This is a genomic window from Rossellomorea vietnamensis (genome assembly GCF_025398035.1).
Classification (GTDB): Bacteria; Bacillota; Bacilli; order Bacillales; family Bacillaceae_B; genus Rossellomorea; species Rossellomorea vietnamensis_B.
This window is the reverse complement of record NZ_CP104558.1, coordinates 3423968-3438874: the sequence shown is the minus strand read 5'-3', so window position 1 is coordinate 3438874 and position 14907 is coordinate 3423968. Positions and strand designations below refer to the sequence as shown.

Annotated in this window: 13 protein-coding genes; all 13 read right to left on the bottom strand. The window is 43.2% G+C overall.

What is annotated here, in order from left to right:
- Positions 1–298 precede the first annotated feature (298 nt).
- The 13 genes from prfB to pseI all read right to left on the bottom strand — a co-directional run bounded on the left by prfB (position 299) and on the right by pseI (position 14896).
- Positions 299–1400, bottom strand: a protein-coding gene (prfB, locus tag N5C46_RS17525) for a peptide chain release factor 2 (RefSeq protein ID WP_156030177.1) whose coding sequence is annotated in 2 segments (ribosomal slippage) — positions 299–1327 and positions 1329–1400 — 1101 coding nt in all. Because the reading frame shifts where the segments join, the coding sequence is not laid out codon by codon here.
- 355 nt (positions 1401–1755) lie between these two features.
- Complete coding sequence (gene secA / locus N5C46_RS17520) at positions 1756–4266, bottom strand: preprotein translocase subunit SecA (RefSeq protein WP_261749603.1); 2511 nt, start codon at positions 4264–4266, stop codon at positions 1756–1758.
- A 380-nt stretch (positions 4267–4646) separates the two neighbouring features.
- On the bottom strand, positions 4647–5759 hold the full coding sequence (locus N5C46_RS17515) for a YecA family protein (protein ID WP_261749602.1): 1113 nt from the start codon (positions 5757–5759) through the stop codon (positions 4647–4649).
- Positions 5760–5889: 130 nt separating this feature from the next.
- Positions 5890–6726: a DUF1028 domain-containing protein gene (locus N5C46_RS17510; protein WP_261749601.1), complete on the bottom strand. Its 837-nt coding sequence runs from the start codon at positions 6724–6726 to the stop codon at positions 5890–5892.
- 14 nt (positions 6727–6740) lie between these two features.
- A complete protein-coding gene (locus N5C46_RS17505; protein WP_261749600.1) occupies positions 6741–7850 on the bottom strand; it encodes an aminopeptidase in 1110 nt (369 codons plus the stop codon).
- 113 nt (positions 7851–7963) lie between these two features.
- Complete coding sequence (gene hpf, locus N5C46_RS17500) at positions 7964–8542, bottom strand: ribosome hibernation-promoting factor, HPF/YfiA family (protein WP_061811450.1); 579 nt, start codon at positions 8540–8542, stop codon at positions 7964–7966.
- A 417-nt stretch (positions 8543–8959) separates the two neighbouring features.
- Positions 8960–9715, bottom strand: coding sequence for an ABC transporter permease (locus tag N5C46_RS17495; protein ID WP_261749599.1), 756 nt, complete (start codon positions 9713–9715; stop codon positions 8960–8962).
- Positions 9716–9721: 6 nt separating this feature from the next.
- Complete coding sequence (locus N5C46_RS17490) at positions 9722–10054, bottom strand: MmcQ/YjbR family DNA-binding protein (RefSeq protein WP_261749598.1); 333 nt, start codon at positions 10052–10054, stop codon at positions 9722–9724.
- A 459-nt stretch (positions 10055–10513) separates the two neighbouring features.
- Positions 10514–10861: a flagellar protein FliT gene (locus tag N5C46_RS17485; protein WP_261749597.1), complete on the bottom strand. Its 348-nt coding sequence runs from the start codon at positions 10859–10861 to the stop codon at positions 10514–10516.
- Positions 10861–11265 carry a flagellar export chaperone FliS gene (gene fliS, locus N5C46_RS17480; protein ID WP_261749596.1) on the bottom strand — a complete coding sequence of 135 codons (405 nt, stop codon included), beginning with the start codon at positions 11263–11265 and terminating at the stop codon, positions 10861–10863. The genes N5C46_RS17485 and fliS overlap by 1 nt, the downstream gene beginning before the upstream one ends.
- Before the next feature lie 28 nt (positions 11266–11293).
- Positions 11294–12808, bottom strand: coding sequence for a flagellar hook-associated protein 2 (locus tag N5C46_RS17475; protein ID WP_261749595.1), 1515 nt, complete (start codon positions 12806–12808; stop codon positions 11294–11296).
- 16 nt (positions 12809–12824) lie between these two features.
- Positions 12825–13181, bottom strand: coding sequence for a flagellar protein FlaG (gene flaG, locus N5C46_RS17470; protein ID WP_261749594.1), 357 nt, complete (start codon positions 13179–13181; stop codon positions 12825–12827).
- Positions 13182–13861: 680 nt separating this feature from the next.
- Complete coding sequence (pseI, locus tag N5C46_RS17465; protein WP_261749593.1) at positions 13862–14896, bottom strand: pseudaminic acid synthase; 1035 nt, start codon at positions 14894–14896, stop codon at positions 13862–13864.
- Between the last annotated feature and the right edge of the window lie 11 nt (positions 14897–14907).

Here is a 14907-nt window from a genome sequence, read left to right as displayed (position 1 = left end):
GTAAACATATGCATTCAAAAAACGCAGCACTTCTATTTTCATAAAACTGTGATGAAGAAGATGATATAGAGGCTGATCCATCCATCAAACCCTTCTGTATCAACCTTTGAGAGTATAGCATGGGCACATAAAGGTGTAAATAACAGTTCAATAACGTGTTAAAGCATTAATGAGGTGAGGTTCGAGGGACGGACCTTGGCTGGGGATATAATATGTGCTTCATTGTGCTGATTAGAGGTCCGTCCCTCAAAAAAGCTGACCCCGCCAGAGGTTGACGGGGTCAGCTTTTTATCAAGTATTACTTTATTTTGGATCGCAGGTAGGCGTTGATGAATGGATCGATGTCGCCGTCCATGACGCCTTGTACGTTTCCTGATTCTGTGTTGGTTCTGTGGTCCTTGACCATGGAGTATGGGTGGAAGACGTAGGAACGGATTTGGCTTCCCCATCCGATTTCCTTTTGCTCTCCACGGATTTCAGCAAGTTCCTGCTCCTGCTCTTCGATGCGCTTCTGGTAGAGCTTCGCTTTCAGCATTTTCATCGCTGACTCACGGTTCTTGATTTGAGAACGCTCAGATTGACACGTTACCACCACATTGGTCGGCAAGTGAGTGATACGGACCGCTGAGTCAGTCGTATTAATATGCTGACCGCCGGCTCCGCTTGCACGGTACGTATCGATTTTCAGATCTTCCGTACGGATGTCGATTTCAATTTCTTCATTGAATTCAGGCATGACTTCACACGAAACGAAAGAAGTGTGACGACGGCCTGATGAATCGAAAGGCGAAATACGAACAAGACGGTGTACGCCTTTTTCAGCTTTCAAGTAGCCGTATGCGTTGTGACCTTTTATCGCTAACGTTACACTCTTGATTCCCGCTTCATCCCCTGGAAGATAATCAAGGGTTTCCACCTTGAATCCGCGTTTCTCACCCCAACGTGTGTACATGCGAAGAAGCATGGAACCCCAATCCTGGGACTCGGTTCCGCCTGCACCGGGATGAAGTTCAAGGATGGCATTGTTTTTATCATGTTCTTCACTTAGTAGAAGCTGAAGCTCGTAGTCGTTTAGACGTTTGACCAGGTCAGCAAGTTCTTCTTCCAGGTCTTTTTGAAGTTCTTCGTCCGGCTCTTCTTTGACCAGTTCAAGGGTCAATTCGAGGTTCTCCTGGGATTCAAGCAATGATTTGTATTCATTGACGAGTTCCTTCAAGCCGTTTCCTTCATTGATCAGTCCCTGTGCAGTTTGCTGGTCATCCCAGAAGTCGGGTTGGACCATGATTTCGTCAAGTTCCTGGATTCTGGCCTCTTTGTTTTCTAAGTCAAAGAGACCCCCTGAAGTCCGCTAATGTCTTAGCTGATTTTTCTAACTCTGCTCTGATTTCTGATAGTTCCATGTGTGGTCACCTCTATATTTATTTGGGTTGTTGAGATTATTTTATTGGGAATATACCAGAAGTAGAGTGGCTGGATTTTCTATTAGATAGTAGTGGTTGATTTCCGCTGCAGGTGCTCGCTTTCCGCGGGGCGGGCGGTGAGCCTCCTCGGCTTCGCCTGCGGGGTCTCACCTGTCCCGCTTTTCCCGCAGGAGTCGAGCACCTTCCGCTCCAATCAACAGTGCTTTTAAAAAAGCCTGCTTACAAAATCATCCACTATTAATACCCTCTACTTCAGCTACCCATAAAAAACGGAAAAGTACCTGGGACTTATTTTAGCAAAATAAGTCCCAGGTATCATCTCAAATCGTAAATATTATCCTGTTATGCCGTGGCAGTGTTTGTATTTTTTGCCGCTTCCGCATGGGCATGGGTCATTGCGTCCGACGTCTGCTTGTTTGCGGACGGGTTGTTTTTTGGCTTTTGCTCCGTCTTCTTTCGGGTTGACCGCTTGGCCTTTGGCCACTTCCTGGCGTTCCAGGTTGTTGCGGATTTCCGCTTTCATGACGTATTTTGCCACGTCTTCTTCGATGGCGAGTACCATGCTTTCGAACATGGCGAAGCCTTCATGCTGGTATTCACGCAGTGGATCGTTTTGTCCGTATGCACGGAGGTGGATACCCTGGCGAAGTTGATCCATGGCATCGATGTGATCGATCCATTTCGTATCAACGGCGCGAAGCAGGATGACCTTTTCAAACTCGCGCATCTGTTCAGGCGTCAGCTGCTCTTCTTTTTCATTGTAGCGATGCTGTACATCTTCAAAGATGAGAGCCATCATTTCATCGGCTTCTTTTCCACGAAGATCGTCGACTGTGACGTCATTTTCCGGTAGAAGATTGGCGTTGACGAAATCAACAATACCTTGAAGATTCCAATTTTCCATCTCTTCTTCTGCCGTATGAGCCGCTACTTGGCGTTCAATGACTGACTTGATCATGCCTTCAACGATGTCGCGAAGGTTTTCAGAGTCGATGACTTCATTACGCTGCTTGTAGATGATTTCACGCTGTTGACGCAGGACATCATCATATTGAAGAAGCTGCTTACGAGCGTCGAAGTTGTTTCCTTCCACCCGTTTTTGAGCTGATTCGACAGCACGGCTGACCATTTTACTTTGGATCGGCTGAGAGTCATCCATTCCAAGGCGTTCCATCATGCTCTTCATGTTGTCAGAGCCGAATCTTCTCATCAATTCATCTTCCATTGAGAGATAGAATTGAGTCACCCCAGGGTCCCCTTGACGTCCGGAACGTCCACGAAGCTGATTATCGATACGTCTTGATTCATGACGTTCCGTACCGATGACGGCAAGACCGCCAAGATCGATGACGCCTTCCCCAAGCTTGATATCCGTACCACGACCGGCCATGTTCGTCGCAATCGTAACAGCACCAGGCTGACCCGCTTCTAAAATGATTTCCGCTTCACGGCCATGGTTTTTCGCATTCAACACGTTATGGCGTACGCCTTTTTTCGTGAGGAGCTTAGAAATCAATTCTGACGTTTCAACGGCAACCGTACCGACCAGTACAGGCTGTCCTTTATCGTTACGTTCTTTAATGTCTTCCACTACGGCGTTGAACTTTCCTTCGATGGACGCATAAATTAAATCGGCGCGGTCATCACGAACGATCGGTCTATTCGTCGGGATGACAATAACGTTCATATTGTAGATATTACGGAACTCTTCCTCCTCCGTCTTCGCTGTACCCGTCATACCGGACAGCTTTTCGTACATACGGAAGTAGTTCTGGAAGGTGATCGTTGCCATCGTCATGCTTTCGTTCTGAATCTCCAGACCTTCTTTGGCTTCGATCGATTGGTGAAGTCCGTCACTGTAACGACGCCCCTTCATCAAGCGGCCTGTGAAGGAGTCAACGATGATGATTTCACCTTCCTGGACCACATAATCAACGTCACGATGCATACTTACATGAGCTTTCAACGCCTGGTTGATGTGATGGTTAAGGGTTACGTGTGAGATATCGAACAGGTTATCAATATGGAAGGCTCTTTCCACCTTGCTGATTCCGTCTTCCGTTAATTGAACACCCTTTGTTTTTTCATCATAAGTGTAATCTTCTTCTTTTTTCAGTGTGCGTACGACCGCGTTCGCCTGGATGTAAAGCTGAGGCGTGCGCTGGGCGTTACCTGAAATGATCAATGGTGTACGTGCTTCATCGATAAGAATGGAGTCAACTTCATCGATTACGGCAAAATGAAGGCTGCGCTGAACCATTTGGTCTTTGTACAGGACCATGTTATCACGAAGGTAATCGAATCCGAATTCGTTATTCGTACCATATGTGATGTCCGCACTATATGCTTCGCGCTTTTCATCTTTAGACATGGAGTTGAGATTGAGCCCTACAGTCAGTCCCAAGAAATTGTACAGTTTCCCCATTTCTTCGGCATCACGGCTGGCCAAGTAATCATTGACCGTGATAACGTGAACGCCTTTTCCTGTGATGGCATTCAAGTAAACAGGCATCGTCGCCGTCAGAGTTTTACCTTCACCGGTTTTCATCTCGGAGATGTTCCCTCCGTGAAGGGAGATACCACCCATTAGCTGAACGCGGTAAGGATATAAACCAAGAACGCGGCGGGCCGCTTCCCGTACGACTGCGAATGCTTCAACGAGCATATCCTCCAGGTCTTCACCCTTTTGATAGCGCTCTTTGAAACGCTCCGTTCTTTCACGGATTTCATCATCCGTCAAACGCTCCATATCAGGACCTAATTCTTCTATTTGATCGGCCAGTTTCTCCAGCCTCTTTAATTCTCTTTTATTCGCATCGAACACTTTATTCAATAGACCAAGCATGTATAAACGCTCCTTTATCTGTGTTGGAATGAGAGCCAAACGTCACAAGTATAACGAAAGAAAATGAGATTCCCATGAGAATAATGTGAAATCCCTGTAAATTCCCAGGACCTCTTCCGCATCACTCTACTTAAAATTCGCTACAAAACCCAATTATCCTCCCACACAAACACGATATTTTCCCTATCAATCTTACCACTATCCCATATCGGTTACAACTTAAGGCTTTGAGGGACGGACCTCCCTCTTTCAGCCTTTTGAAGAAATGAATGCCATTATATCAAGCTTTCTAGTCTCAGTGGTCATGATTTGGGAGGTCCGTCCCTCAAAAAAAGCCGCCTTTTTCAGACGACTTTTGTAGGGTGTGTATTGAGTTTGATTTAGGCGTTCGTTGTTTTCAGCAGTTCGTAGACGGTGTCCTGGTAGCTTTCCCAGATTTGCTTGCTTCGTCTTGAGATGCTGTTGGCAGAGACATCGAAGTATTCGGCAAGTTCCTTTTGAACGTGGCGGATACTGATTTCGTCAATGTTTTTCGCCATGTCGACCATAGCCCCCGAGTAGATTTTCGGGTTGCGGATCGTTGGGCGTTCGGTATAGAAGTATTTTTCCAATACGGCTACGAGCAGTTCACTTTCTTTCTTATCTTCCCCTTTTTCAGTCAGGAAAGTTTGAAGTGAGGTGATCGCTTCGTTGTATTCCGGCGTCTTCCAGATTTCGACGCCTTCAATGGAGTCTGCAGAATCCTTCTCTGCATCAGATTCAACAGAAGCTTTACCCGTTGACGCTGCTTTTCCAGCTTTCTTCTTCTCCGCACTATAAAGGACGAATCCGACATCCGCGATTTCCAGGTACTGACCTGATAAGTAATCATGTAGAGTTTCAAATTCACCCTGTTCGAAACGGATCTTCACTAACTCCATCGCCGCTTTTTCAATCGCCGGATAAATGAAGTATTGAGCAAACGGAAGATATTTCTCCCCGTTCGGCAATAGTAATCCCAGGAAGAAGCTGTTCTCTTCAAGCTTACCGAATTTTTCCGTCACGATAAGTGTATCTCCCGTGATTGCTTCCCCGACACGCAGCGTGTTGTCATCAAGCTTCTCTACCGTACCAGCTGTCACCCGTACATTTTTCCACGATTCCAATACCTCAGCTGTCTGTGGTCGAGTCACCGTGCTCAGCTGCTTATCCACAAATCGTTCGATCAAACGAACACCGTCAGCATCCTTCTGAGTCGTTCCGTACCAGCTGACAAATGCCATTTCATAAATATCGGGATCAGCCTGCATCAAGTCCATCTTTGAAAGATAGTGATGGTAGGATTCTTCCATCTCGGCAGACTGGGCCGTAGCGATGAAGTCATACAGCTGTGCCTGCAGCACATCCAGTTCCTGACTCACCAGTGTATCTATATTCACAACGTTTTCGCAGCATTTCTTATATTTCTTTCCACTGCCACAAGGGCATGGTTCATTTCTTCCGACTGTACTCATGTTTGTATTTACCTCCAACTTCTCTGAGTCCCGTACACAAAGGTTCATTATATAACATTTCAGGCAAGCATTAAACTGTTTTAAAACAAGAAAAAAGAACCAATCACTTTCCGACTGGTTCTTTTTACAATTATCTTCCTTGATTTTTCATATAATCCAAGACATCCAAATCGATATAATTCTCTTCCTGCTCACGCATTTCAAAGTTTTCGGTGTGCAGGTAGTCTTTCAAATTTTGATAGAGGGACTGCTTTTCATTTGCATAGCCAAGACGGGTGAGTTCCCGCTCCACTTCATCGTGAATCTCACCTTCGAGAAGTACCACCCTGCCGGCATCTGATTCTTTAAAATACAGCTGGTGCAAATGATAGATCCGCTTCAATTCCTTAATAGGTGATGCGTGATCGTCGACCCTGAGGTCAATATAACGATCATTGAATCCGCCGTATCCACCGTTCTCCTTTACGACTAGTAGGGCAGCGGACTGCATGCCACGGGAATCACCGCCTGCTTCCTGGCCGGCCTCGAGGGCGTGGAGCAGCCTTTCAGCCAAAGACCCCGTGGTGGACTCAAAGGTATCCGCCATCGCCTTCACGGTTTGCTCATCTACTAAAATATTTCCCTGAGCTGCAAAATGCTTTCCAGTCTGTCCACCGGCCCAGTCATAGCACCCTTCACCGGTAAAGGTGGCGGGGTTGCCACATGCATCGATCAACCCCACCTGGCGCAACGGGCGCTCCGGGTCATCCCTTGTGATGATATCAAGCGCCTCTTCCGCCGTCTTGCCTTCCTCCATCAGTTGAAGCGCATGTGGCCCGTAGGAAGTATTCGCGTAAGACTGAGTCGCCACCGCCCCGACTCCTGCTTTCGCAAACGGTACAACCGAACCAACACCGAGGAATTTGGACTGTACCGCAATCCCCCACTCTTTCTCTTCCGGGTCATAGCCTACAATGGAATACGTCATGGTGAAGTCCTCCTTTAAATTAAAGCGTCAGGATTCAATCCTTTTAGCTCTTCTACTACAAATAACCCATCTTTACGAATTAAAACATCATCGAAGTAAATTTCCCCGCCGCCGTATTCTGGGCGCTGGATGCACACCATATCCCAATGGACATTGGAACGGTTACCGTTGTCTGCCTGTTCATAAGCCTGTCCAGGTGTAAAATGAAAGCTTCCGTTAATCTTCTCATCAAATAAAATATCCAGCATCGGCTCATTGATCTTCGGATTCACCCCAAGGGCAAACTCCCCGATGAAACGGGCACCTTCATCTGTATCCAGAATATCGTTGAGTTCCTTCGTTTTATCGGCCCTCGCCTTCACAATCTTCCCGTTCTCAAAGGTCAAAGAGACGTTGTTAAAAGAGAATCCGCGATAAAGTGTTGGTGTGTTATATGTAATCGTCCCATTCACGCTATCCTTTACAGGGGCTGTATACACTTCTCCGTCCGGAATGTTCCGCTCCCCAAAGCACATGACAGACGGAATGTCCTTGATGGAAAACGCAAGGTCCGTCCCTTCACCGGTGATGCGTACCTTGTCCGTCTTGTCCATCAGTTCTTTCAGCGGTTTCTGGGCTTCTTCCATTTGTTTGTAATCTACCGTGCAGACTTCCAGTAGATAATCGAAGAAGGTGTCATAGCTCATCTTCGCTTTCTGGGCGAGGGAGAAGTTTGGATAGTTTAAAAGAACCCACTTTTTGTTTTGAATAAGATAGTCGTTGGATTCTTTCATATGGGGCATAAGTTCCTGCCACTGTTCAGCGGGGACTTCACTCATCTCCGCGTCGTTGGCATCGCTGGCAATATGAATTATCGCATCCAGATCTTCATACTGCTGCATATTCCATTTATTTCGAATGATAACCTGCTCCGGCTTGGCATTACTGACCATGATCCGATTCAATTCAAGGTCGCTTATCTCAAAATAAGGAATGACCCCCATTCCATATGATTTTTTCAGGAGCTCTTTGATTAGAGGTTGTGTCGAATGCTCCCCCGTGATCATCAGCTTTTCCCCTTCTTTTAGTTTCAATGAATGAGTCAGCAGCACATCCGCTAACTTCTCTAATCGTGGATCTCTCATTTGATTTCCCCCTCATTTTTGTCTACCTTCAAACTTCGACAAAAAATGGTAAAATCCTCCTATCAATGAAAAAATCCTGCAGTCTAAGCGACCACAGGATTTCAATGATGTATTTAGTTTGTTTCAATTAAGCCATACTTGCCGTCACGACGCTTGTACACAATGTTCGTTGCGTTCGTCTCTGCGTCCGTGAAGATGAAGAATGTGTGACCCAGCATATTCATCTGCAGGATCGCTTCTTCGCTGTCCATCGGCTTCAGATTGAACTGTTTTGTTCTTACTACTTCCGCATCGTCCTCTTCCTCCAATTCAACGGCTGCTGCACCGTTAGGAGAAACATGATTCAGATCTTCCTGAGCCGCGAAGAACTCCTTCGGGCTGCCCTTTTCACGCATTTTACGGTTCACTCTGGTTTTATGTTTGCGAATTTGACGCTCCAATTTATCTACTATCAGATCAATGGCCGCATACATATCTGCGTTGCGTTCCTCTGCACGTAGAACTAATTGCGGCATTGGAATAGTCACTTCAGTTTTCGTATTTTTATCAGGATACACTTTCAAATTAACATGTACATTTGCATCAGGAGTTTCATTAAAGTAACGGTCTAACTTGCCAATCTTCTTCTCCACATGTTCGCGAATCGCTGGAGTTACCTCAATGTTCTCGCCTCGAATGTTGTAGTTCAACATGTAAACTCCTCCTTTTAAAAATAAAGCTATGTTATATATATTCTCCATTCCCTTCATTAATCCTTCTTAAACTTTCTAAATTTTTTGTCATTTTTTTGTGAAGTTTGTAAGGTGATGTCGAAAGTGTTGGTGTGACGGGAGTGGAGAGAGTTTAAGAGTGAGGTGGGAGTTGTGAATGTTTTGGGTTCACCTGGCACTCTTTGTAGTAGTATTATCTCACTTTTTTTTGGGGATTAGACGGTGGGGATTTGGAGGTTTTGTGGAGGGTTTGGGGCGGAATTGTGAAGGGGGTTTTGGGAGGAGGCTTTAAGTGAATTTTGTACCTGGTACATATGATGCAGATTGTACCTGGTAGATTCGGGTCTAGTTGTACCGGGTACAAGTGCTATTAAATGTACCTGGTACAAAAACAATTTATCAAACATCCACATCCCTCTTCCCAAAACTCCACCAACACAATCCACCAAACCCAACCAAATAAACCACAATCACCCCAACCGAAAACCAAAACGTCATTCCTTCAAACGGTGGAGTCCCGAAGAAATACTGTTGCAAATCGGTATTCGCAAACAACAGATACCTCCCCCACTCCATACCAAGCTCGTTCATCAGGATCAAAAGTGTTCCGGTGGAAAAGGTCAGAAAAATAGTAGAACCAATCGCAAACGAACTGCTCCTCGTCACAACTGAAAAGGTAAAAGCGAAGGAACAAATCACCATCATTTCTATGAATCTCAGTACGTATGCACCTGCCACAATAAAAAAATTCTCGTTCAAATCAAAGAAACTATCATAAAACCATAGCGAACCGAGCACGGCGGAAAATAAGAAATGAGAGGCTGTTAACACAGTAGCAATAACTAGCACGGTTATGTATTTGGAAAGCAGAATTTTCACACGGTTAATGGGTCGGATGAGCAATAGCTTGATGGTGGCTGACGAAAATTCACTTGATACGATATCTCCAACTATGATCAGACTGAAAAGTTGAATGATCATAAGGAGGTTAGAGCTGATCCGCATGTACTCCCAAAATGAAAATTGGATGCCGTCGAACAGTAGATAGACAAAAAGGGACGCGATGGAATCGATGAACACGATGAGTGCCAGTGAAATCCACATACGCGGTCGGGAGATTTGTTTTATGAGTTCATTGGTAATTAAATTCATCATGTTTCTTCATCTATTCTGAACTAGATTGGCGAGTCTCTTGGGTGCAGCAATCAAATAACCCTCACGAATCATTCCTTCAATGACTCGCCAGCCCACTTCCTCTACCTCAACCAGCACCCAGCCATGTCTCCCTATGTACGGCGCCTTTATATAGCCTGGCTGTTCGATGAGGATTTCCTGAGTGGCGGGGAGCGTTTTAATAGATAAGGTCTCCCCGATGATGACAAATGGTTTGTCCTTCACGCGGAAGGAAACATGTCCGAACCCATCTATGTGTTCATGAACTTCTGGATAGAGAAGGCATAGTCTTCTAATCTCATCTATTTCACTAGTTTTCATACCGGCGTCCTCCAGCATTTTTCTATTATTATAGCATGAGAGGATTTGGAAAAAGAAAAAAGCCTCGTGGATTCGAGGCTTAGTGTGTTAGATAGGGTTTTAGTTCTATTTCAATCGAGGCTTTCCAGGTAGAAAAGGCTGGGGACAGATTTTCTTGTACAACATGTTGCTTGATCTCATTGTTGTCTAACTGTCCGTCGAGTTTCCATGCCTGATCCGTCACCGTATCAAATTCAGTTAAAGCTTTCTGAATGCCTTCCTCATCAAAATAGTTCTTTTAACAAGGGATTGCTTTCTGAAATCTGCCCAATGGCCATGAAGACATCGGATAGGACCTGTTCCCCTTCTGTTTTAAATAAATCTGTGAAGCTTGCTTCCTTAGTTCAGTGCTTCTTCATTTATATTGAGTGTTCCGTCGTATTGACTGATATTCACCTAGTTTTGTTATCAAAGAATTACCTATTTCTTTTTATCATAGAACATCCCATCATGTTGCATGTTTTCATATGGATTTGCATAGCGTTTTACATTTGTTTTCTTTTTCGTCAAGCCGTTCATGTCTCGTTTGATGTCATTCCGCAGACCTATTAACGTGCGATCGATCGCACGGTTCCACTCCATCATCTGTTTCCCCATTAGATACTCCTCAGCCGAGAAGGGAGGTCGTATACCTTCAAGAAGAATTTGTCTTTCTTCCAGCATTTTTTCAATCTTTCCTATTATAGCTTCTCGGTTATCATCATCCACCCCGCTAACCGTTTCATACAATTGTCTCGTAATGGAATGGCAAAGACGGACAGAGCTCATTATGCCTGTCCGCCTTGTCCTGCATGTTGTTTCTGACGATTTACTTGCACAACTTGTTTCCATGTGTCCCTGAAATCCGTCAGAAAACCTTCCACTTCTTCTAAAATTGAAAGATCATTCTTCACATTTGCCTCTGCTAGACGGCGATTCAAGTAATCGTACAATGACATCAAGTTTTTTGAGACTTCAAGATCCCTGTTCAAAGTCACCATTAATTCATTAACGATGGCCTGTACTTTTTGGATATTGGTATTTTTAAGTTCTATATTTCTATCTTCTATCGCTTTCTTAGCAATTTGAAGAAACTTCAAGCTACCATTATAAAGCATGAGCGTAAGCTCTCCTGGTGAAGCGGTGTTGACCGAGTTATTCTGATAAGTAGTATATGGATTATTGATGGCCATATTGCCCCTCCTTGCTTATTATCTAAAATTACATGCCTCCGCCGAACTGGTTCATGAGATACATAGACTGCTGATTGGATTGCTGAATCGCTTTTTCCATAGCGGTGAACTGCTTCCAATAGCGATCTTCGACTTGAATCAGGCGGTCCTGGAATCGGTCAATTTGACTGTCCATATTATCAAGCATCCGACCAAGCATATAAGAGTTATTAACACTGGTTGGTTTCCCTGCTTTCTTCTCAATGCTTTCAACCGTGCCGTTAATCGTTTCACGAACCCGCTTCAACAATCCCTGCGATTCTGTATCCGTTTTGGAGCCTGTTGCATTGAAGAGAGCATAGACGGCATTCGGATCATCTTCAATCGCCGCTCTCAGTTTATCTTCATCAATGGTCAGCTTCCCTTTTGCCTGCCAGTTAAGCGAGCTAATTCCGATTTGACTCAACTGCTTATAATTTTCATTGACCCCCGTTCCATTAAAGGGAGTATATAGAGCAGTCCTGAGCTTCGTAAGTGTACCTGACAATATAGAATCATTTCGGATCAATCCACTCTTCGAACGCTCTTCCCACATCTCCACCTGCTTTTCTGACATACTTTCTTTTTCCTCGTCAGAAAGTGGCTGATAGTTTCGGTATCGTTTCTCTGAAATCTTGTCATCGATTTCCTCAATCATTTCATTATATTTGTCTACAAACTTAACGATTTTATCAACCATATTGTCGGTATCACCTGAAACCGCCACCTTGCTTGTGACTCCCACGGGACTTTTTTGGTGAAGGGTGTATGTAATATCATTGAGTGAAAAGGTGTTGCTTGCTCTTGTCACTTCCAATCCATTAATTATAGCCTTCGCGTCAGCTCCCGTCGTTGTCTTATCCAAAACTCCTGCAGTATGGGTCAATCCAAACGATTCAAATAATAATTTTGCATCATTATCCTGCAACATAATGGATGAAGCAGAACCAGTATCATTCTTGGTAATCGAGACCTTTCCTGCTTCAGCAAAAGCAGTAATCCCCAATTCACGTTTATTCGATAGCTGCTTTAATACTTCATCAAGGGTAGCACCCGCTTTAATGGTTAACTTGATGACATCGGTTTCTGTACCATCTGGATTTTTCACTTTAGATCCTGTTCCATCCCCGTTAGTTATCTTCAACTCAATTTCCGTATCTGCCGAAAAAGGAAAAGAGGGAGTATAAGTCGAAGCACCAGAAATCCAATTGGTCGATGTTGCTAATTGCTTAACTTCCACTGAAGTTTTAATATTCCCAGCTGAAGGACCTGCCGTTGCTGTCACAATATTAGAATCTGAGCTTGACACTTTCTTTTTAAGGAAATCTTTTTGTAACGTCATTTCATTAAAGATAAAGCTATCTAAATCACTAAGCATCGTATTCATTCTGCGGTAATCATCACGCTGCCATTCCATCACTTGCTTCTTCTGCGTAAGCTTGTTAAGCGGGATCTTTTCTGCCTTCATCAAATCCGCCACAAGTGAATCAATATCCATCCCACTCGCTAAACCACCGATTCTCATAATAAAGCCCCTTTCTCTAAATCTTTTTATCTACCATTAATCCCACAAATTCTGTCATCGCCGCGAACATGTCGAGAACCTTCTTGGATGGGATTTCTTTAATCACTTCTTTTGACCGCTCATCTACAATCGTCACATAGTACTCTTTTAATTTATCGTGAAACTCGAATTTAAGATGTGTGTTGGATGCCGATAAAAACTCATTCATCCCACGCACGACATCTTCCATCTTCTCTTTCGTAACAGGCTCTTTGTTGACTTCTTCTTGTTGCCGTTCTTGTACCTGGAGTTGTTTTACCGCTTCATTTGTATTATTTTCTAATTTGTTAAATGATTGTATAGCTGGGGTTGTACCTGTTACTTTTTCAATCATTTTTGGTCCTCCTAAGGGTTATATTGTTTTTATCGGATAGATTTTGGGGTTGTTTAGTGTCTAATAATTTCTTAGAGGAAGTAGCCCCACAAAGCAGTTTCATTTGAAATAACTAAGACAATTTATAAATGAATATTTTTCTGGAAAATAAAGAAGGATTAACGGAGAATTAATATAAGGTAGAGGGAGAGCTTAGAGATTTCTGCAATTAATGAATAAAGTACGCCTCTGTAAGGTAGGACATCTTTTCTTTATTATGTAGGAGAGAATTAGAATCCAAATTTATTTAAAGCATTAATACCGGTACCGATTAAAAGCCCATTATTAAGTAAAAAACGTTATGTCCATCCCCCCTAGTATAATTAGTGTGAACAACCACAAACCACAGCTATGGCCACTTCTATGCTTCGACTAATCCCCAAAGCATATAGCTTTTGTTTAATTTATAGAACCTAGAATTCTCCTATTAAAAAATCGGAAGACCCGCAAAATAGCGGGATATATATAAATTTTTTGTGTTCATACCGTTTATACGAGAACACCCTTATACAAAAGACAGCGCTGAAAGAAATTAATGGCGAACTACCAAACGAAAGATTAAAGAATATTTGAATAGCTAGGAATTTTGAATTTTTTTTCAAGAATGACATTTTCATGACTTCCAATCTATTACCGACGGCTTATTTTAAATGCTTCCAATCCAGTGGTGATCCTCTTTTAATATCTTGGCTAGCTGTAGAACCATAGACGTTCTTACTGTATTTTGGAGCTAGTCCAAACCCAGGACGAATAGATCGGACATTTTCTTTACTTAATACCTCCCCTTCTTTAATATCCTTTACTACAAATAAAGAACGAGAAAATTCTCTGCTTTTCACCTTTTTCTCAGTAAGCTCATAATCAACTTTTCCCAGCGCTTTCTCTGCATCCCTTACTGAATCAACAAGTAATTTAAACTCTTGTTTGTCTAGTGAAAAGCTAGCATCTGGACCACCAATACTTTTATCCAGAATAAAATGCTTTTCAATGACTTTTGCTCCTAGTGCTACTGAAACAATGGGTAAAGTTACCCCTAAAGTATGGTCTGACAAGCCCACTTCAACATTAAAAGTTTCTTTTAAATTTTGCATAGTTAATAGGTTTGCGTCTTCAATCTTTGCGGGATATGCAGAGGTGCATTTAAGTAAAATGATTTGGTCATTACCTACTCTTTTACATGATTGTACAGCTTCATCAATCTCACCCAGTGTTGCTATACCGGTAGAGATAATAATAGGTTTCCCTTTTGATGCAATATATTCGATTAAAGGTGTATCAGTTATTTCAAAAGAAGCAACTTTATAGGCCGGTACGTTTAAGCTTTCTAATAAATCAACTGCTGTTTTATCAAAAGGGCTTGAAAAGCAAATTAATCCGAGTTCTTTAGCATAGTCCATTAACTCTTCATGCCATTGCCACGGAGTATAAGCTTCTTTATACAAATCATATAATGTTCGGCCATCCCAAATTGTTCCTTGTTTCACTTGAAAGTACTCATCATCACAATCAATTGTTATTGTATCAGGAGTATACGTTTGTAACTTTATAGCATCCGCCCCAGCTTCTTTGGCAGCTCTTATTGTTTCTTTCGCTATATTTATATCACGTCCATGATTGGCCGACATCTCCGCAATGACAAATACCTTTTTAGATATATCAAATTTATCAATAAGCATGTATTATAATT

Bases quoted from the DNA above. Each gene is read 5' to 3' on its own strand.
- secA (WP_261749603.1), bottom strand. From the start codon at position 4,266: ATGCTTGGTCTATTGAATAAAGTGTTCGATGCGAATAAAAGAGAATTA.
- N5C46_RS17515 (WP_261749602.1), bottom strand. From the start codon at position 5,759: ATGAGTACAGTCGGAAGAAATGAACCATGCCCTTGTGGCAGTGGAAAG.
- N5C46_RS17510 (WP_261749601.1), bottom strand. From the start codon at position 6,726: ATGACGTATTCCATTGTAGGCTATGACCCGGAAGAGAAAGAGTGGGGG.
- N5C46_RS17505 (WP_261749600.1), bottom strand. From the start codon at position 7,850: ATGAGAGATCCACGATTAGAGAAGTTAGCGGATGTGCTGCTGACTCAT.
- hpf (WP_061811450.1), bottom strand. From the start codon at position 8,542: ATGTTGAACTACAACATTCGAGGCGAGAACATTGAGGTAACTCCAGCG.
- N5C46_RS17495 (WP_261749599.1), bottom strand. From the start codon at position 9,715: ATGATGAATTTAATTACCAATGAACTCATAAAACAAATCTCCCGACCG.
- N5C46_RS17490 (WP_261749598.1), bottom strand. From the start codon at position 10,054: ATGAAAACTAGTGAAATAGATGAGATTAGAAGACTATGCCTTCTCTAT.
- N5C46_RS17485 (WP_261749597.1), bottom strand. From the start codon at position 10,861: ATGAGCTCTGTCCGTCTTTGCCATTCCATTACGAGACAATTGTATGAA.
- fliS (WP_261749596.1), bottom strand. From the start codon at position 11,265: ATGGCCATCAATAATCCATATACTACTTATCAGAATAACTCGGTCAAC.
- N5C46_RS17475 (WP_261749595.1), bottom strand. From the start codon at position 12,808: ATGAGAATCGGTGGTTTAGCGAGTGGGATGGATATTGATTCACTTGTG.
- flaG (WP_261749594.1), bottom strand. From the start codon at position 13,181: ATGATTGAAAAAGTAACAGGTACAACCCCAGCTATACAATCATTTAAC.
- pseI (WP_261749593.1), bottom strand. From the start codon at position 14,896: ATGCTTATTGATAAATTTGATATATCTAAAAAGGTATTTGTCATTGCG.